Annotated in this window: 17 protein-coding genes and 1 riboswitch; of the genes, 12 read left to right on the forward strand and 5 right to left on the reverse strand. The window is 44.5% G+C overall.

Going from position 1 to position 18,209, the window contains the following annotated elements; genetic code table 11:
• The first annotated feature begins 220 nt into the window (after positions 1 to 220).
• The 3 genes from M1P97_RS04350 to M1P97_RS04360 all read left to right on the forward strand — a co-directional run bounded on the left by M1P97_RS04350 (position 221) and on the right by M1P97_RS04360 (position 2,722).
• Positions 221 to 778 carry a DUF3575 domain-containing protein gene (locus tag M1P97_RS04350; protein ID WP_195374089.1) on the forward strand — a complete coding sequence of 186 codons (558 nt, stop codon included), beginning with the start codon at positions 221 to 223 and terminating at the stop codon, positions 776 to 778.
• Between the two features lie 8 nt (positions 779 to 786).
• Positions 787 to 2,274 carry a DUF3868 domain-containing protein gene (locus M1P97_RS04355; RefSeq protein WP_249388491.1) on the forward strand — a complete coding sequence of 496 codons (1,488 nt, stop codon included), beginning with the start codon at positions 787 to 789 and terminating at the stop codon, positions 2,272 to 2,274.
• A 103-nt stretch (positions 2,275 to 2,377) separates the two neighbouring features.
• A complete protein-coding gene (locus M1P97_RS04360; RefSeq protein ID WP_075556837.1) occupies positions 2,378 to 2,722 on the forward strand; it encodes a hypothetical protein in 345 nt (114 codons plus the stop codon).
• Positions 2,723 to 2,842: 120 nt separating this feature from the next.
• Here M1P97_RS04360 and M1P97_RS04365 read toward each other — a convergent pair whose 3' ends face one another.
• The 4 genes from M1P97_RS04365 to M1P97_RS04380 are packed head-to-tail and all read right to left on the reverse strand — an operon-like array spanning position 2,843 to position 7,432.
• On the reverse strand, positions 2,843 to 3,484 hold the full coding sequence (locus M1P97_RS04365) for a thiamine diphosphokinase (protein WP_195374091.1): 642 nt from the start codon (positions 3,482 to 3,484) through the stop codon (positions 2,843 to 2,845).
• 25 nt (positions 3,485 to 3,509) lie between these two features.
• Positions 3,510 to 4,571 (reverse strand): PDDEXK nuclease domain-containing protein, encoded by a 1,062-nt coding sequence (locus M1P97_RS04370; RefSeq protein WP_195374092.1) that lies wholly within the window; start codon positions 4,569 to 4,571, stop codon positions 3,510 to 3,512.
• Positions 4,572 to 4,631: 60 nt separating this feature from the next.
• A complete protein-coding gene (pnuC, locus tag M1P97_RS04375) occupies positions 4,632 to 5,225 on the reverse strand; it encodes a nicotinamide riboside transporter PnuC (RefSeq protein ID WP_195374093.1) in 594 nt (197 codons plus the stop codon).
• A gap of 5 nt (positions 5,226 to 5,230) precedes the next feature.
• Positions 5,231 to 7,432 carry a TonB-dependent receptor gene (locus M1P97_RS04380; protein WP_249388492.1) on the reverse strand — a complete coding sequence of 734 codons (2,202 nt, stop codon included), beginning with the start codon at positions 7,430 to 7,432 and terminating at the stop codon, positions 5,231 to 5,233.
• Positions 7,433 to 7,494: 62 nt separating this feature from the next.
• Positions 7,495 to 7,611: riboswitch (TPP riboswitch) on the reverse strand.
• Positions 7,612 to 7,751: 140 nt separating this feature from the next.
• On the opposite strand from M1P97_RS04380, the gene rimP reads away from it, so the two are divergent.
• The 9 genes from rimP to M1P97_RS04425 all read left to right on the forward strand — a co-directional run bounded on the left by rimP (position 7,752) and on the right by M1P97_RS04425 (position 17,596).
• On the forward strand, positions 7,752 to 8,219 hold the full coding sequence (gene rimP / locus M1P97_RS04385; protein WP_195374095.1) for a ribosome assembly cofactor RimP: 468 nt from the start codon (positions 7,752 to 7,754) through the stop codon (positions 8,217 to 8,219).
• Between the two features lie 9 nt (positions 8,220 to 8,228).
• Entirely contained in the window at positions 8,229 to 9,500 is a 1,272-nt protein-coding gene (nusA, locus tag M1P97_RS04390; RefSeq protein ID WP_195374096.1) for a transcription termination factor NusA, read from the forward strand.
• 23 nt (positions 9,501 to 9,523) lie between these two features.
• Positions 9,524 to 12,565: a translation initiation factor IF-2 gene (gene infB / locus M1P97_RS04395; protein WP_249388493.1), complete on the forward strand. Its 3,042-nt coding sequence runs from the start codon at positions 9,524 to 9,526 to the stop codon at positions 12,563 to 12,565.
• 2 nt (positions 12,566 to 12,567) lie between these two features.
• Positions 12,568 to 13,059, forward strand: a complete 492-nt coding sequence (locus M1P97_RS04400; RefSeq protein ID WP_195374098.1) for a CvpA family protein — start codon at positions 12,568 to 12,570, stop codon at positions 13,057 to 13,059.
• A 30-nt stretch (positions 13,060 to 13,089) separates the two neighbouring features.
• Positions 13,090 to 14,535, forward strand: a complete 1,446-nt coding sequence (gene sufB / locus M1P97_RS04405) for a Fe-S cluster assembly protein SufB (RefSeq protein WP_195374099.1) — start codon at positions 13,090 to 13,092, stop codon at positions 14,533 to 14,535.
• A gap of 24 nt (positions 14,536 to 14,559) precedes the next feature.
• The gene (gene sufC / locus M1P97_RS04410; RefSeq protein ID WP_195374100.1) at positions 14,560 to 15,315 is read left to right on the forward strand and encodes a Fe-S cluster assembly ATPase SufC; all 756 of its coding nucleotides are present in this window, start codon (positions 14,560 to 14,562) and stop codon (positions 15,313 to 15,315) included.
• Positions 15,308 to 16,660 carry a Fe-S cluster assembly protein SufD gene (gene sufD / locus M1P97_RS04415; protein ID WP_249388494.1) on the forward strand — a complete coding sequence of 451 codons (1,353 nt, stop codon included), beginning with the start codon at positions 15,308 to 15,310 and terminating at the stop codon, positions 16,658 to 16,660. Before sufC ends, sufD begins: the two co-directional genes overlap by 8 nt.
• A 95-nt stretch (positions 16,661 to 16,755) precedes the next feature.
• Positions 16,756 to 17,136 (forward strand): VOC family protein, encoded by a 381-nt coding sequence (locus M1P97_RS04420; protein WP_195374102.1) that lies wholly within the window; start codon positions 16,756 to 16,758, stop codon positions 17,134 to 17,136.
• Between the two features lies 1 nt (position 17,137).
• Entirely contained in the window at positions 17,138 to 17,596 is a 459-nt protein-coding gene (locus tag M1P97_RS04425) for a GNAT family N-acetyltransferase (protein ID WP_195374103.1), read from the forward strand.
• Here the strand turns inward: M1P97_RS04425 and M1P97_RS04430 are convergent.
• The gene (locus tag M1P97_RS04430; protein WP_195374104.1) at positions 17,593 to 18,156 is read right to left on the reverse strand and encodes an RNA polymerase sigma-70 factor; all 564 of its coding nucleotides are present in this window, start codon (positions 18,154 to 18,156) and stop codon (positions 17,593 to 17,595) included. The genes M1P97_RS04425 and M1P97_RS04430 overlap by 4 nt on opposite strands.
• Positions 18,157 to 18,209 lie beyond the last annotated feature (53 nt).

Genomic DNA, 18,209 nt, shown 5'->3' on the forward strand with positions numbered 1-18,209 from the left:
AGTTTTTTTTAATATCGAAGGGGGATAGGCGTTTCTATCTCTATCTTCCGATAGAAGCGGTATTCTTATCAATTAGTGGAAAGATGGTAGATTTACCCTATTAAGTTGAAAGACTTGCCTATTATTGGTAGCGGATCAAATATCTACCTTTGCAATCGTTGATAATCTTTCTTTTTATGTAGATTTGCAGGGTGGAATGAATAATATAATAATGATGTATATGAAAAAAGTACTTTTCCTCTTTTTGCTTCTGGTTGGAATGACGAATGTCTACGGGCAGAAGTTTGCGGTGAAGTCTAACTTACTGTATGATGCAACGGCCACCATTAACCTGGGTGTTGAGGTTGGATTGAGCAAAAAGTGGTCGTTGGACTTGTCGGGTAACTATAACGGTTGGATGTTGGGAGACGAAGCCCGTCTGAAACATTGGCTGATTCAGCCGGAAGCCCGCTATTGGCTGTGTGAAAAATTTAACGGCCATTTCTTTGGCGTACATGCTCATTATGCAGATTATAATGTGGGGGGGATGAAAATTCTTGGAAAGAATATGGAGGATCATCGTTATCAGGGTAACTTGTACGGTGCCGGTATTTCGTATGGATATCAGTGGTTGTTGAGCAACCGTTGGAGCATGGAAGCTGTGATCGGTATCGGTTGGGCACATCTGGATCACGACAAATATCCTTGTGCAGCCTGTGGATCCATTGAAAAGAGTTATACGAAAGATTATTTCGGTGTAACGAAAGCCGCTCTTTCTTTTATCTACTTTATTAAATGATCGGGAAAATGAAGAATAGAATGAATATATATATGGCTGTCGCATTACTGGCAGCCGGTTCGGTGAATACTTTTGCACAAACAGTAGAAAGTCCGATCAGCGTGTCGTGCAACGACCTGATGCAGAAAGGGGATTCTCTTTATATTGATGCAACGATCCGTGTACAAGGTAAACTGATCGAATCGCGTAAATCGTTGACATTGACTCCGATGCTTGAAAGCTCAACACAGAAAGAAGGTCTTCCTTCCATCCTGTTGAACGGTAAAAATCGTCAGAAGGTGTATCAGCGTGAAGTAGCCCTGAAGAATTTGCAGGATGAACCTCGTTACAAAGTGCTTCGTGCCAGTGATGCGGTAGAGCATACCATCCCTTATAAAATGACAGTGGCCTGGGAACCGTGGATGAAAGATGCACGCTTTGTCCTGGCTCAGGATTTGTGTGGTTGTGGTAAGGAAGAGGCGGTGGGTCCGCTGCTTATTGCGGACAGGATACGCATGGCTCCGACGGAACGTTACGAGGTACAACCGACGTTGGCTTATATTTCACCGAAGGCGGAAACAGAAAAACATCGTGCAGAAGTTGGTACCGCTTACCTGGATTTCCAGGTGGGTAAATCGCAGATATTGCCGGATTTCCGAAATAATGCAGCCGAGTTAGCGAAGATCAACCAAACGATCCGGGCGGTTACTTCCGATAAGAATATCACTCCGAAAGGAATTTTCCTGAAAGGGTATGCGTCTCCGGAAGGTAGCTATGCCAGTAACCAGCGGTTGGCCGATAACCGTGTGAAAGCATTGCGCGATTATATCCGTACACAGAATAATTTCGGTCTCGATTTCTTTACGCTGGCTTCCGAACCGGAAGACTGGAAAGGTTTCGGGGAAAAAGCAGAAGCTGATATGGATATTCCGGCACGTGACGGGGTCTTGGCTATCATCAACAGTAATGACGAACCTGACCGGAAAGAAGCGAAGTTGCGTACTTTGCAAGGAGGAGCGGCTTATCGTTATGTATTGAATACTGTTTTCCCGTCATTGCGTCGTTCCGAATATCGTATCGATTATACCGTACGTGAATTTACCGTAGAAGAAGGACGTGAGATTATCAAGACACGCCCGCAGCAGTTGAGCCTGAGTGAAATGTTCGCTGTCGCCAACAGCTATGAGACGGGAAGTAAGGAGTATAATGATGTGTTTGAAGTGGCTGTACGGATGTACAGTTCTGATCCTGTGGCAAATCTGAATGCTGCAAATATCTCTATAGGAAAAGGCGATTACGCGGCTGCAAAAAATTATTTGTCGAAAGCAGGTGATTCAGCTGAAGCAATTCATGCCCGTGGTGTTCTGAAATTAATAGAAGGTGATCTGGATGGTGCAGAAGTGCTTTTGAAGCAGGCTGAAGCGGCCGGTGTAGCCGGTGCGGCAGAGAATTTGAAGGAGTTGCAAAAGAAAAGAGAGGATAACACCCTTTTTGATAGTTTCAACATACATAATTGATAGTATCAACGTATATGATTGATAGTTTTACCGTATGTGATTTGAAAGAATTAGGCATACTTTTGTATCAGATTGAATCATGAAAAAACAAAACAATAATAATATGGAACTTACATCATTAGTTGAGAACGTTCTAGTGAACGAGATCGACAACCAGAACGGAGTACATCTCTATCTGGAAGGAAATAAATGGTGTGCCTATGAACGTTCCGCTTATTACCTGGCAAAATTGAAAGTGCCGGTAGTAATAAAAAAGGAAATTGTTCGTGAAGGCTATGATGTGATCCTGTTGAAGGCATTTTTTGAAGTAGATGATATGTGTCTGCCTCTTGCTCCTAAGACAGTCTTGAAACAAGTAGCAGATGATAAGTTATTGTTTCAGGTGAATGACAGTATTGATGGTTTTCCCGAATGGAAAGCTTGTCAGTTAAATAAGTTACCAGCATAAACTGAGGCCGTGAGGCTTTAAATATACTAAGTTGTAAAATTGAGGGTGTATTAAGTCCCCGGAAGTGATTGGTTATCCTTCCGGGGCATTTTTTTTTAATTGGCAGTTGGCAAGTGACAGTTAGGCGGGGGAAAGTGTTTGGAAATAAACGATAAGGCGGGCGTCAGGGGAAAGGGTAAGGGTGAATTCTGTTCCCACTGCTTCATTTAGCGTGCCTTGCCACCAGGCTGTCAGTTTACGGTGGGTGATGGGCCAGCGTAAACCTTCTGTCGTTATTTCCCCACAGGGATACATCGAGAAGATGGATATTTGCTGACCGGGCTCACATTTCAGAGTTGCTGTATGCAATAAGGGGATAAATAGCCCGTAGTCGGACATCATTTCTATCCGGTGGAATAAAGGGGCGTAATCCATCAGTAAGGATATATTTCCCAATGTATGGTCTTCACGGAGACCGGTTGCTCCGAGGATCAGTATCTTTTGATAACCGGAAGCGTGGGCGAACCGGACTGCTTTTGTGAGATCATTTATTTCCTGGTCTTCTACTACGTGAATACGATCGGCGTATTGTTCGAGCATTTTCTGTGGAATACTGTCGAGATCGCCTACGATGGCTGTTGGGGCCAGTCCCCGTTCATGAATATTCTGTACGGCTCCGTCGCAGGCAATAATAACCGGGGCATTTTTTAGAAGTTCCAGTGGCCGGTCTGTTTGCGGAAAACTTCCGTTAGCAACCACGACACAATCATAAGGTGTTATCATTTGTATTTATTCCTTTCTTTATTTTTCATTCTTTTAATTCAGCTTCAATTTCTTCAATAGAAGGCAGGCTTCCTTTAAAGTCTTCCGGGCATAACCGGGTTAGCTCATATTCTGAAACTCCGATGGGTTGACCGATACCTTTTAATGAGTACTCGGCAATAAAACTATCTTTATTTTTACATATCAGCAAACCTATTGTAGGATTATCTGCGGGATGTTTCAATAAATCATTTACGGCTGTCAGATAGAAACTAAGTTTCCCTGTATATTCCGGCATGAAATCGGTAGCTTTGAGTTCAATAACGACATAACATCGTAATTTCAAGTGATAAAAAAGTAAATCCAGATAAAAATCTTTGTTGCCGACTTGTATCGGAACCTGACGACCAACGTATGCGAAACCGGCTCCCAGTTCGATTAGAAATTTTGTAATATTGTCGGTTAAGGCGTTTTCGAGTTCTCGTTCCTTATAGTTGTCGGTCAGCGTTAGAAAATCGAAATTGTAAGGATCTTTTAATAGTTGTTGGGCCAGGTCGCTTTGAACTGTTGGCAGTAAACGGGAGAAATTAGAAATGGAGTGCCTTGTTCGCTGAAATTCCTGTTGTTTGATGTGTAGATCCAGCATGCTGCGACTCCAGCCGTGTTCGATGGTTTTATGGATATAGAACGAGGCTTCTTCTATGGATTGGCATTGAGCAATAATACGCAGGTTATGTCCCCAGGGTATTTGGGATACTAATTCTTGAATATCTTCTGCGATCTCTAATTGGCCAACAACTTGTTGGCCAATTGTAATGTGTTTATAATAAAACAGATACCATTGTTTTATGTATTTGATATTACTGATAGAGAATCCTTTCATATCAGGAAATTCCTGTTGCAGATCAGTACTTAATTGTTTGATCAACCCATCGCCCCATTGTGATTGTTCCTGTTTGGCAACTATCTCTTTTCCCAAATCCCAATATAGGTTGATTAATTCGGTATTGACTTTCAGGGCAGCTTTGATTTGACTGTTTCGAATACGAAACTTAAGGTCGATGAGCCATTGTTTGTATTCGAGATCGGATTTAAGAATTGTGTTCATAAGGTTTTGTTATTAGTGAATTTGTATGATTTTACAAATGTAGAGGTTATTTTCAATATTTCATATTTGTTCTCTGTTTATTCCTTTCTTTTTCCATGTATAATATCCGGCAACGGCCAGTATTGCGTAGCAAATATACAAAAACATAGTAGGGTAAAGTCCTCGTAAGTAATAAAGATAGACGGATACGAAGTTTACGATAACCCAGAATATCCAGTGCTCGATGATGCGACGGGCCAGCATCCAGGTGGCGACGATGCCGACCGAAGTGGTGAAAGCGTCGCCCATCGGGATGGGAGAGTCGGTGAAGTTGTGCAGCACGTAATAGAGCAGTCCGTAGATGGAGAGGATAGCCAGGGCTATCCCTCCGAATAACGGCCAGGTGATAGGACGGTACAGGATCGTTTCGGAGGCCGGTTTTTCCTTATCCGCCGTTTTATCTGTCTGCGTCCATTTCCAGAAACCATAGATGCTGATCGCAACATAATATATGTTCAGGCCCATGTCGGCATATATTTTCGAGAAGAAAAAGACAAAGACATATACCAGGGAGGTGAGGAAGCCTACCACCCACATGGCTTTATGCTGCCTGATTTCAAGCAACAGGTAAAGCAACCCCGTTACTACTCCGAAATATTCCAGTACTTGTTCCATCTTTCTTAAAATTTGAAAGTAATACGTGCCATTGCGCTGGTTCCTGCCTGTGTGAAATAACCGTCATCTTTTTTCAGGGTCCCATTTTCTATATAGGAATAAACCCAGGCATTTGTTTCATATTTTTCGTTGAAGAGATTGTTGATGGTTACATCTACGCCGATCTCTTTGATGAATTTCGGTTTGAAAACATAACCTACCCGCAGGCTGTTAACGAAATAAGGATCTATCGATCGGTTTTTTGTGGAGGTGTTATCGATATATTGACGGCCGACAAACTGCGAGTTGAAGCTGGCAGAAAATCCTTTCAGGTTGAAATCGAACATGCTGTTGGCTATGATACCCGGGGAAAAAGCGATATCGGTTGTTCCCAGGTATTCACTGTTTTGTCCTTCTGTATCCCAATTGTCCACATACTGGGTGAAGTTTTTTATCTTATTGCGACTCAGTGTTACATTTCCGTTCCAGTCGAGCCAGTGCGTGATACTTACACCGCCGGTCAGTTCGATACCCATGCGGTAACTGTCTTTGATGTTACTGGTCAATGCCTCGCCGATCTCACTGATCTTACCGGTCAGGATCAGCTGATTATTGTAATCCATATAATACAGGTTGGCTCCAACGCGGAAATGCTCGTTGCCGAAGCTATAACCTGCTTCGTAATCATATAAAGTTTCATGAACGGGACGTTCGTCGGCGGCTGCTTCCGTGAAATTGTCGCGGTTGGGTTCGCGGTTGGCTACGGAGAAGGAGACAAATGCGTTATGTCCTCCCTGCTGGATGTTGATGCCGGCTTTCGGATTAAAGAAGTTCCAGTGTTTATTCACGTCGACATTGTCGCCTGCTTTATCATCGCTACCTTCAATCGTGTAGTGGATACCGCGGTATTGCAGGTCGAGGTATCCGTTTAACCAGGGGAGTAGCCGGTAGTTTGCTTTTATATAAGCATTATAGTCCAGTTTATTACCGGTGTTGCGATAGTATTCGTAATCGGGTACCGGCAGTGCTTCGCTGTTTTTTACCCACATGACACGGCCGAAGTGGTCACCGCTATATTTATTAACGGCAGAACCGAAACTCATCTGAAGACGTTCGGTACGGTAGTTGGCACTGTAAACTGCTCCGTAGAAGTCGTTGTCCAGCCATTTGCGGCGGACCAGGTCCGAACGTGTTATCGTATCCCCTTTCCCGTTGATGTAGTATGCGGGTAGTTTATATGACTTGAACTTTGCGTCGGCTTTATAGTCTTCGTAATATCCTTCTCCGTGTGTGTAATGGAGGGTCAGGTTCATATTCCACAGATCGCCCAGGCGTTGGCTGGCCATCAGGTGATAATTTTGCTGCCAGTAGTTGTCGGTCTGGTTGTCGTAGAATTTAGTGACCCCGTTTTCTTGGTATTCGCCGCATGGGTTATAGGTGCGGTTGCTGTTCAATAGATAGGAGGGAACACCGGTCCAGGCCTGGTAGGTCTTTTCTACATTCCCGAAAGTCTGGAAACGAACTAGCGTATTGTCGCCATAATAAGCGGCGGAACCAAAATAAGAATGCATATTGGCTGTTGCGCGGTCGATATATCCGTCACTTTGAATGTTGGAGTAGCGGGCATCGAAAACAAAATGATCGTATAATAATCCGGTACCAGCTTTGACGGAGTTTTTTACAGTTCCGAACGAACCTGCGGAGATCGCATATTCTGCATAAGGCTTCAGGTCGGGTTTCTGCGTTTGCATGGCAACGGTCGCTCCGAAAGAGGCTGCTCCGTTGGTGGAGGTTCCTGCTCCACGTTGTATCTGTATGTTATCGACGGAGGAAGCAAAATCGGCCATGTTTGCCCAGAATACGGTATGTGATTCGGAGTCGTTGACCGGGACACCATTGACGGTGATGTTTATACGGTTGGCATCCGTACCGCGGATACGGAAGCCGGAATAACCGATACCGGTTCCGGCATCCGAGGTCATGATCACGGATGGTGACTGGGAAATGAGGTAGGGAATACCCTGTCCGTCATTCTTCCGGCTGAGTTCTTTTTTTGATAATTCGCTGTAAGCGACAGGTGTGCTTTGGGATACTTTGGTGGCGGTGACCACCACTTCGTTTAGAGATACATCCCGGGAAATTTTGAGAGAATCGACAGGGTCGGACTCATTGCCCGCAACTGCGAATGAAGCCAGAGATCCGGCAAAAATAATCAATACACTTTTCATCCTTTTGTCCTTAAAGTTTAAAACCTGATAAGTGAATAGGTGAGGTGTGTCGTGTGAAGAAGTATACCATAGTTTACAATTCCCTTCGACGGCATTATCCGTATCAGGTAATATGGGTATCATCTCAGCCTGCGGTACGTTCTGTTTTTTGAACGTTGCAAGCACCCCCTTGTATTCAGCATGCAAAGAAACGGAAAAAAAAGGAGAAAAAGATAGATTTTATTTGAAAACTCGCTGATTATTTGTATATTTGCGGGCGATTAAGCGAAGATGAGGAGGGGGCGGGTAGTCCCCTTCTTTTGTTCTTAACAGTATGTTTATGATTGAAAAGGGAGTAATAACTCAGTTGGTTGAAGAAAAATTGGCTTCTTCCGACAATTATTTAGTTGACGTGGTGGTTAAGCCGGGAAACCTTATTATTATCGAGATAGATAATGATGAGGGTGTTTGCATCGATGATTGTGCAGCATTGAGCCGGTATGTGGAAGAACATCTGGACCGTGAGGTGGAAGATTTCGAGCTGGAAGTAGGTTCGGCTGGTGTTACTTCTCCTTTTAAAGTACTTCGTCAGTATGTGAAGAATGTAGGAAACGAAGTGGAAATGTTACTGAAGAATGGCGTGAAGCTGTGCGGAGTTTTGAATTCGGCAGACGAAAACGGGGTGGTAGTTACTGTTGAAAAACAGGTAAAACCCGAAGGTTCCAAGCGGAAAATGACAGTTCAGGAAAATCAATCCTATACATTCGATGAAATAAAATATACAAAATACCTAATAAGATTCAAGTAAAGAAAGATTATGGCCAAGAAAGAGGAAACAATCAGTATGATTGACACCCTTGCGGAGTTCAAGGAGTTGAAAAATATAGATAAGGATACGATGATCAGCGTATTGGAAGATTCCTTCCGTAACGTAATCGCTAAGATGTTTGGTACGGATGAAAATTATGACGTGATTATCAACCCTGAGAAAGGTGACTTCGAGATCTGGAGAAACCGTATTGTTGTGGCTGATGATGAACTTGAAGATCCGAATCTGCAACTGACATTGACTGAGGCCCGTAAGATCGATGCCGACTGTGAAGTGGGTGAAGAAGTAACTGATGAGGTCTTTTTCGCCGGTTTCGGACGTCGTGCCATCCTGAACCTGCGTCAGACACTGGCTTCGAAGATTCTTGAATTGCAGAAGGATAGTTTATATGCTAAATATAAAGATAAAATAGGTACAATCGTTGCTGCTGATGTATATCAGGTGTGGAAGAAAGAGATCCTGTTGCTGGATGACGAGGGTAATGAGTTGCTGCTCCCGAAATCAGAACAGATTCCTTCCGATTTCTACCGTAAAGGTGAGACCGTTCGTGCGGTTGTACAAAAAGTGGATAATTATAATAATAATCCTAAGATTATTTTGTCGCGTACGGATAAAATGTTCCTGCAGCGCTTATTCGAACTCGAGGTTCCTGAAATTAACGACGGCCTGATCATGATCAAGGCTATCGCGCGTATCCCGGGGGAAAGAGCCAAAGTGGCTGTCGAGTCGTATGACGACCGTATCGACCCGGTAGGTGCCTGCGTTGGAATGAAAGGTTCTCGTATCCATGGAATTGTTCGTGAATTGAGAAACGAGAACATCGATGTAATTAATTATACATCCAATGTGTCGCTGTTTATCCAGCGTGCATTAAGCCCGGCAAAAATTTCCTCTATACGAGTGAACGAAGAAGAGCACAAGGCAGAGGTTTACCTTCGTCCTGAAGAAGTTTCATTGGCTATTGGTAAAGGCGGTTTGAATATTAAACTGGCCTGTATGTTGACTGAATACACGATCGATGTATTCCGTGATGTGGAAGGCGCTGATGAGGAAGATATTTATCTGGATGAATTTACAGATGAAATAGACGGCTGGGTAATTGAAGCATTCAAGAATATAGGTTGTTACACGGCTAAGAGCGTTTTAGCGATGCCCCGTGAAGAACTTATTGAACGTGCCGACCTTGAAGAGACGACAGTCGATGAGGTACTTGCTATCTTATCTGCCGAATTTGAAGACGAAAGTCAAAATCAGGAATAAAAAGTATTACGACAAAGTTAGATATGCCCATAAAATTAATACAAGTACAAAGGAAATTAAACGTAGGGATCAACACGGTTGTTGAATTTCTACACAAGAAAGGTCATCCTGTTGAAGATAATGCAAATCCCAACACGAGGATCAGTGATGAACAGTATGCTTTGCTCGTAAAAGAGTTTGGAAAGGATCTGCCTAACGGTGGCTTTGAGCGTCCGCGTGTGGTAGAACGTCCTAACAGAGATAGAGATAAAGAAAAAGAATCGGCTTCTGTGAAAGAAGAGAAGACTTCAGAAATAAAAACAGTGATCCCGGAAGAGTTCAAGCCTAAAATCGTAACGAAGGGCCATATCGACCTGGATGGACAGCATAGAAAACATCAGGAAGCTCCTGAAGTGAAAAAAGAAGAACCGGTTGCTACCCCGCAACCTGCTGCCGTGCAACAGCCTGTGGTGAAACCGCAACCTGTAGTCGAAGCAGCTCCTGCACCTTCTCCTGCACCTGAAGTAAAACCTGTGGAAGCCCCTGCCAAACAGGAAAAACAGGAACCGGTTCGCGTGGAAAAGCCGGTGGAGAAACCTGTGGAGAAAAAAGAAGTAAAAGAGATAGTTGTGGAAAAAGAAAGAATCGAAGAGAAAAAACCGGAGGTTATTAAAAAGCCGGAAACGACGACAAACTCTTCTGAAGAAGTGAGTAATACGACCGCAGAAAGTCATTCTTCGGCTGAGTCGGAAGAGAATAGCCTGTTCCGGTTGAATACTCCGAAGTTCGAGTCGAATATCAAGGTTACCGGTAAGATTGACCTGAATGCCTTGAACCAGTCTACTCGTCCTAAGAAGAAAACAAAGGAAGAGAGACGGAAGGAACGCGACGACAAACGCGATAAGTTCGGTAACAACAGACCCGGACAGCCGGGATTCCATAAAGGGCCGAAAGATCCGAATGCCAAACCGGGTGCACCTGTTAAGCCCGGAGCTCCTGTTAAGCCCGGCGCACCGGTTAAACCGGGTGAAGGTGGTGCAGATGCTAAAAAGAAACGTAATCGTATCAAGAAGGATCGTGTCGATGTAAACAACACACCGGGTACAAACTATAGCCGTCCGGCCAACCAGTCGGACCGCAAGCCACGACTGAAAAAGCCTGTTAAGGCTGAAGTAAGTGAGGAGGATGTACAGAAGCAGATCAAAGAAACCCTGGCTCGCCTGACGAACAAGGGTAACAAAAATAACAAGGGTGCCAAGTACCGTCGTGATAAACGTGATGCCGCCGTTAAACGTGAGCATGAATTGCAGGAACTGGAGGAACAGGAAAGCAGAGTATTGAAGCTGACCGAGTTTGTTACGGCAAACGACCTCGCCAACATGATGGACGTTCCTGTAACAAAGGTTATCGCCACTTGTATGAGTATCGGTATCATGGTTTCTATCAACCAGCGTCTGGATGCGGAAACGATCAATATTGTTGCCGATGAATTTGGTTTCAAGACTGAATATGTCAGTGCAGAAGTGGTGGAAGCCATCAATGCCGACGAAGAAGACGATAACGAAGAAGACTGGGTAGCACGTCCGCCCATCGTAACAGTGATGGGACATGTCGACCACGGTAAAACTTCTTTGCTGGATAATATCCGTAAAGCGAACGTTATTGCCGGTGAGGCAGGAGGTATCACACAGCACATCGGTGCTTACAATGTGAAACTGTCGAGCGGGCGCCGTATTACCTTCCTGGATACTCCGGGTCACGAAGCGTTTACCGCCATGCGTGCCCGTGGTGCGAAGGTAACCGATATTGCTATCATCATTGTAGCAGCCGACGATGCCGTGATGCCGCAGACCATCGAAGCGATCAACCATGCTTCTGCTGCCGGTGTTCCTATCGTGTTTGCTATCAATAAAGTGGATAAGCCTCACGCTAATCCGGAGAAGATCAAAGAGGAACTGGCAAATATGAACTATCTGGTTGAAGACTGGGGTGGTAAGTATCAGAGCCAGGAAATCTCAGCCAAGAAAGGCATGGGCGTGGAAGAGCTGCTTGAAAAAGTATTGCTGGAAGCAGACCTGCTGGATCTGAAAGCTAATCCGAAGAAACGTGCTGTCGGTTCAATTATCGAATCGTCGCTGGATAAAGGACGTGGTTATGTATCGACGGTATTGGTAGAAAACGGTACACTAAAAATGGGTGATATCGTACTGGCCGGAACACATCATGGACGTATCAAGGCTATGTTCAATGAACGTAACCAACGCGTAGAAACAGCAGGACCGTCTGAACCAGTATTGATTCTGGGTCTGAACGGTGCTCCACAGGCTGGTGATACATTTAATGTATTGGAAACTGAGCAGGAAGCACGTGAGATCGCTACCCGTCGTGAGCAGCTGCAGCGTGAGTTGGGTATCCGTACCCAGAAGATGCTTACGCTGGATGATATCGGTCGTCGTATTGCGGTTGGTAACTTCCAGGAACTGAACGTGATCGTGAAGGGTGACGTGGACGGTTCTGTCGAAGCCTTGTCTGACTCCCTGATCCGTTTGTCTACCGAAGAAATCCAGGTGAATGTGATTCACAAGGCTGTCGGTCAGATCTCCGAATCGGATGTTGTACTGGCTGCCGCATCGAATGCCATCATTATCGGATTCCAGGTTCGTCCGTCTGTACAGGCTCGCCGTAATGCGGAAAAAGACGGTGTTGAAATCCGTTTGTACTCGATCATCTACGATGCGATCGAAGAAGTGAAGAGTGCGATGGAAGGTATGCTTTCTCCGGAAATCCGGGAAGAGATTACCGCTTATGTGGATGTTACCCAGGTATTCAAGATCACGAAAGTCGGTACGGTTGCCGGTTGTGTGGTTAAGGAAGGTAAGATCAAACGTACGAATAAGATCCGCCTGATCCGTGACGGTATCGTAATATATGCCGGCGAACTCGGTTCACTGAAACGCTTCAAGGATGACGCGAAGGAAGTTGTGGCCGGTCTGGATTGCGGTCTGAATATCACTAACTTTAATGATATTCAGGTAGGTGACGTGATCGAGTCTTACGAAGAAACCGAAGTTAAGAAAACTCTATAACCATGAACTGGTTGGACATCACATTGCTATGTCTGGCAGGAATTGGATTTGTGAAAGGCCTGTTTGATGGAATGATCAAACAGGTTGTTTCGCTTATAGCCCTCCTTGTTGCTATCTTTTTCTGTGCAAAAGCGGCTGCCTGGCTGAAGGGATATATCATTGCCCTGGGGTGGTTTCCGCCCGAAGGAATAACGATCCTTAGTTATGTGGCCGGTTTTATCCTGATAATGGGAGTTGTTTTATTGGCAGGGGAAGTTGTACATAGGGTGATAGGGGTTACACCTCTCAGTATATTGAACCATCTGGCTGGTGGATTTCTCGGATTAGGCTTGATGATCGTATTTGTCAGCCTGTTGCTGAATATACTGGAAGGCATTGATCGTGGTTCGGTACTGATCCCGCGGGAATCGAAGGTCGAATCCCGTTTTTATAATTCAGTCAAAGATATAGTTCCAACCATTTACCCCGGAAATTTGTTCTCATGGAAGGAGTAAATGGTTTGTTTTAAATATTAATATATAGATATGCAGGAGTCAAACGACATAATTAATGAGGTAACGAGCAGTGATTACAAGTACGGCTTCGTTACCGATATTGATACGGAAGTGATTCATAAAGGATTGGATGAAGACACTGTCCGTATTATTTCTGCCAAAAAGAATGAGCCGGACTGGATGCTTCAGTTCCGTCTGAAGGCTTTCCGCCACTGGCAGACACTGGAGATGCCGACATGGCCTCATTTGAACATTCCGCCGATCGATTATCAGGATATAATCTATTACGCAGCTCCAAAGAAAAAAGAGGGTCCGAAAAGTCTGGATGAAGTAGATCCGGAATTACTGAAAACATTCGACAAGTTGGGTATTCCTTTGCATGAACGTGCACAGCTGGCAGGTATGGCAGTGGATGCCGTGATGGATAGTGTGTCTGTAAAGACGACTTTTAAGGAGACCCTGGCAGAGAAAGGTATTATTTTCTGTTCGTTCAGCGAAGCGGTACAACATCATCCGGATCTGGTACAACAGTATCTGGGCAGTGTGGTAAGTTATCGTGATAACTTTTTTGCGGCGTTGAACTCGGCTGTATTCTCGGACGGATCGTTCGTGTACATACCGAAAGGGGTACGTTGTCCGATGGAACTTTCTACTTATTTCCGTATTAATGCGGCAAATACAGGACAGTTCGAACGTACGCTGATCGTTGCCGATGATGAAGCGTATGTAAGTTACCTGGAAGGATGTACCGCCCCGATGCGCGACGAGAACCAGTTGCATGCGGCTATCGTAGAGATTATAGCCAAAGAACGTGCCGAAGTGAAATATTCGACAGTGCAGAACTGGTATCCGGGTGATAAAGAAGGCAAAGGAGGTATTTATAACTTCGTAACCAAGCGCGGATTGTGTAAGGGTGAGGGCAGTAAGATTTCGTGGACACAGGTGGAAACCGGTTCAGCCATCACCTGGAAATATCCGAGCTGTATCCTGGCCGGAGATAATTCGGTCGGAGAGTTCTATTCGGTGGCCGTAACAAACAACTACCAACAGGCCGATACCGGAACGAAGATGATCCATTTGGGAAAGAATACCCGTAGTACGATCGTATCGAAAGGTATTTCGGCCGGTCATAGTCAGAATAGCTACCGGGGATTGGTGAAAGTATCTCCACGTGCAGAAGGAGCCCGTAACCATAGCCAGTGTGACAGCTTATTATTGAGTTCTACGTGTGGTGCCCATACATTCCCTTATGCCGATATTCAGAATGAAACGGCTGTGGTGGAACATGAAGCTACGACAAGTAAGATCAGTGAAGAACAATTGTTCTACTGCCAGCAACGCGGTATTTCAGTAGAAGAGGCTGTCGGCCTGATTGTAAACGGATATGCCCGTGAGGTAATGAATAAGCTCCCGATGGAGTTTGCTGTCGAGGCTCAAAAACTACTGACTATTTCTCTGGAAGGGAGTGTCGGATAAATCAAATTGTCAATTAATAAAGTTATGTTAGAAATAAAGAACTTACATGCCAATGTAAATGGCAAAGAGATATTGAAAGGGATCGACCTTTCTGTGAAAGCCGGTGAGGTACATGCTATCATGGGACCGAACGGTTCGGGTAAAAGTACCCTTAGCAGTGTGTTGGTCGGTAATCCTGCTTTTGAGGTGACTCAAGGTGAAGTTATTTTCAACGGAAAAAATCTGTTGGATCTGGAACCGGAAGACCGTAGCCGTGAAGGTATCTTTCTGAGTTTCCAGTATCCGGTTGAAATACCGGGTGTAAGTATGGTAAACTTTATGCGTGCCGCTCTGAACGAACACCGTAAATATAAAGGTCTTGAACCGGTTTCGGCTACAGATTTCCTGAAACTGATGCGTGAAAAGCGTGCAATCGTCGAGCTGGACAACAAGCTGGCTAGCCGTAGCGTGAACGAAGGTTTCTCAGGCGGTGAAAAGAAACGCAACGAAATATTCCAAATGGCTATGCTTGAACCTAAGTTGGCTATCCTCGATGAAACCGACAGTGGGTTGGATATCGATGCCCTCCGTATCGTGGCAAATGGCGTAAACCAGTTGCGTACACCGGAGAATGCGGCAATCGTGATTACTCACTATCAGCGCCTATTGGATTATATCAAGCCGGATGTGGTACATGTGTTGTACAAAGGCCGTATCGTAAAGACTGCAGGTCCGGAACTTGCTCTTGAACTGGAAGAAAAAGGATACGACTGGATCAAGAAAGAAATGGGAGATGAGTGAGATGAGAGCTGAACAACAATATATCGATCTTTTTACCCGCTATGAAGACCTGGTGTGCCGGCATAGTGCAACGGTGATGAATGCGCCGCGTGCAGAGGCTCTGGCTGATTTCGATCGTCAGGGTTTTCCTTCGGTAAAAAGTGAAGATTATAAATATACAGATGTCGCGCAGGCATTTGCTCCCGATTATGGAGTGAATATCAATCGCCTGGCTATACCGGTGAACCCGTATGACGTGTTCCGTTGTGATGTCCCGAATCTCAGTACTTCACTTTATTTTGTGATCAACGATACGTTTTACGATAAGATGATGCCCAAAGCACATCTGCCGGAAGGTGTATATGCCGGCGGACTGAAAACGTTTGCCGAGAAATACCCGGATGTGGCTGCCCGTTATTACGGCAAAGCTGCAAAAAGCAGTCACGACGGCATTATTGCTTTAAATACTATGCTGGCGCAGGATGGCTTTGTGCTTTATGTGCCGGAAGGCGTAGCCGTTGAGCGTCCTATCCAGTTGATCAACATATTCCGAAGTGATGTGGATGCGATGGCAAACCGTCGTATCCTGGTGATCATGGAACCCCGTTCGGAAGCAAAATTGCTGATATGCGATCATAGTATAGATGACGTGAAGTTCTTGGCTACACAGGTGGTAGAGATTTTTGCCGGTGAAGGTGCCTATTTCGATTATTACGATCTGGAGGAAAGCAGCATATCTACTACCCGTTTTACTTCTGTACATGTGAAACAGGAGGCTTCCAGCAATGTCCTGGTGAACGGTATAACGTTGAATAACGGACTTACCCGTAATAACTATTATATTGAGTTGAATGGTGAGTATGCCGAAACGACTTTGTGTGGTATGTCGGTTGCAGACCGTGAACAACAGGTCGATACATATAGCCATATTACACATGCAGTGCCGAATTGTACCAGTACCGAATTGTTCAAGAATGTTCTGAACGATCAGGCTGTCGGTATTTTCAGCGGTCGTATCCTGGTGAAGGAAGATGCCCAGAAAACGGCGGCCTATCAAACGAACCGGAATCTTTGTGCTACCCGCGAAGCCCGTATGTACAGTAAGCCGCAACTGGAAATCTATGCGGATGATGTAAAGTGCTCGCATGGTATGACTACCGGACAACTGGATGAAAATGCCTTGTTCTATATGCGAAGTCGCGGTATCCCTCTTAATGAGGCCCGGATGATGCTGAGTGTCGCATTTACGTCAGATGTAATCGATTATGTTCGTTTGGATGCGTTGAAAGACCGTTTGCATAAGTTAGTTGAAAAGCGTTTCCGCGGTGAATTAGCCCGTTGTGCCAATTGCCGTATCTGTAAGTAAGATATTATTCTGATCTATATAAAGGCCCGGATGGATGTTATGTCTGTCCGGGCTTTTTTGTTTATCTTTGTCATTCATCAAATCACATTTATATTATGCAGTTGACTCATATTGCTATCTGGACCAATGAACTTGAGCGTGCCCGTGAATTTTATGTGAACTATTTTAACGGGAAAAGCAATGAAAAGTATGTGAATCCGAAAAAAGGTTTTGCCTCTTATTTTATAACCTTCGAAGGAGGGGCTTCCTTGGAAATTATGCAACGGACGGATGTCACAGAAGAGAAAGAGGGACTTTTTATCGGTCTTGCACATTTCGCTTTTTCGGTCGGTTCGAAGGAGAATGTCAATAAAATGATCGAATTATTCCGTAAAGAAGGATATACCATCCTCGGGGAACCTCGTACTACAGGGGATGGCTTCTATGAAGGGGCTGTATCCGATCCTGACGGAAATATTGTAGAGGTAATTGCTTGATATGGAAATACAAATCCAACAAACAACAGATTACCCTTACGATCTGCTTCTATTGGCAGATCCCAGTCGTGAATTTGTCGATAATTACCTGAAAACATCGGATTGCTTCGTCGCTGTTTTTGAACAACGGCCTGTCGGAGTAGCTGTTGTTCAAAAGCAGACCGAGGATATGGCCGAATTGATGAATCTGGCTGTTGATGAATCTTTTCAGCGCAGAGGGATCGCACGCCGCCTGCTTCGTTATATATCGGATGAATGGGCATCGGTAAACAGCCTTTCCCGTTTGAAAGTATGTACCGGTACTTCCGCTCCGGGGCCTTTAATGCTTTATCAACAGGAAGGTTTTGACCTGAAAGAGTTGGACCGTGATTATTTCGTACGGAATTATCCGGAACCCATTTGGGAGAACGGTGTGCAATGCCGGCATCGGTTGATACTGGAAAAAGAATTATGTTGCTAATTAAGGAATAAGAAGAGGAAGACCGGATAATAATCCTTCAGATTGGTATGCAGTTTCTTTAATGCTTTAGAAATGTGATATTCTACACCTTTAGTAGTTATACCCAGAGCTTCTGCAATTTCATTATGAGATTTGTTTTCATAACGGCTCATAACAAATACAACTCTGGTCTGTTCGGGTAAACCGGCCAGGGTTTTATTTACTATTTCCTGTGCTTCAGCGGTGAATAGTTCGCCGGGATCGCAGGCTTCGAGAGTGGATATACGGGTATTTAATTCCCACTCTGCATGGTTCAATAGTTGTTCGTTTACATCTTCCCTTACCTGGAGGTGCTGAAGGTAGTTGAGGCATTTATTTTTAATAATGGTAAGAATATAAGCCGGAGCATTCGAATTTTCTTCCAGCGAATGGCGGTTTTCCCAATAATACATCAAAGCTTCAATAGTAAAGTCCTCGGCAACGGCAATATCCCTTACATACGTATTCGCAAAGCGGATAAATCTGCCTTGATAATCAGTAAATAATTGATTGAAAGCTTTTAAGTCTGTTGTATTCTCCATTTCTAAGGCTTGTAATGCGACGTAAATATAATAAAAATAGTGTTATAAATTCC

It is taken from the genome of Parabacteroides leei, from assembly GCF_023369805.1.
Lineage (GTDB): Bacteria > Bacteroidota > Bacteroidia > Bacteroidales > Tannerellaceae > Parabacteroides > Parabacteroides leei.

Excerpts from the sequence above, each read along its gene's own strand:
- M1P97_RS04350 (WP_195374089.1), top strand. The coding sequence starts at position 221 with ATGAAAAAAGTACTTTTCCTCTTTTTGCTTCTGGTTGGAATGACGAAT.
- M1P97_RS04355 (WP_249388491.1), top strand. The coding sequence starts at position 787 with ATGAAGAATAGAATGAATATATATATGGCTGTCGCATTACTGGCAGCC.
- M1P97_RS04360 (WP_075556837.1), top strand. The coding sequence starts at position 2,378 with ATGGAACTTACATCATTAGTTGAGAACGTTCTAGTGAACGAGATCGAC.
- M1P97_RS04365 (WP_195374091.1), bottom strand. The coding sequence starts at position 3,484 with ATGATAACACCTTATGATTGTGTCGTGGTTGCTAACGGAAGTTTTCCG.
- M1P97_RS04370 (WP_195374092.1), bottom strand. The coding sequence starts at position 4,571 with ATGAACACAATTCTTAAATCCGATCTCGAATACAAACAATGGCTCATC.
- pnuC (WP_195374093.1), bottom strand. The coding sequence starts at position 5,225 with ATGGAACAAGTACTGGAATATTTCGGAGTAGTAACGGGGTTGCTTTAC.
- M1P97_RS04380 (WP_249388492.1), bottom strand. The coding sequence starts at position 7,432 with ATGAAAAGTGTATTGATTATTTTTGCCGGATCTCTGGCTTCATTCGCA.
- rimP (WP_195374095.1), top strand. The coding sequence starts at position 7,752 with ATGATTGAAAAGGGAGTAATAACTCAGTTGGTTGAAGAAAAATTGGCT.
- nusA (WP_195374096.1), top strand. The coding sequence starts at position 8,229 with ATGGCCAAGAAAGAGGAAACAATCAGTATGATTGACACCCTTGCGGAG.
- infB (WP_249388493.1), top strand. The coding sequence starts at position 9,524 with ATGCCCATAAAATTAATACAAGTACAAAGGAAATTAAACGTAGGGATC.
- M1P97_RS04400 (WP_195374098.1), top strand. The coding sequence starts at position 12,568 with ATGAACTGGTTGGACATCACATTGCTATGTCTGGCAGGAATTGGATTT.
- sufB (WP_195374099.1), top strand. The coding sequence starts at position 13,090 with ATGCAGGAGTCAAACGACATAATTAATGAGGTAACGAGCAGTGATTAC.
- sufC (WP_195374100.1), top strand. The coding sequence starts at position 14,560 with ATGTTAGAAATAAAGAACTTACATGCCAATGTAAATGGCAAAGAGATA.
- sufD (WP_249388494.1), top strand. The coding sequence starts at position 15,308 with ATGAGTGAGATGAGAGCTGAACAACAATATATCGATCTTTTTACCCGC.
- M1P97_RS04420 (WP_195374102.1), top strand. The coding sequence starts at position 16,756 with ATGCAGTTGACTCATATTGCTATCTGGACCAATGAACTTGAGCGTGCC.
- M1P97_RS04425 (WP_195374103.1), top strand. The coding sequence starts at position 17,138 with ATGGAAATACAAATCCAACAAACAACAGATTACCCTTACGATCTGCTT.
- M1P97_RS04430 (WP_195374104.1), bottom strand. The coding sequence starts at position 18,156 with ATGGAGAATACAACAGACTTAAAAGCTTTCAATCAATTATTTACTGAT.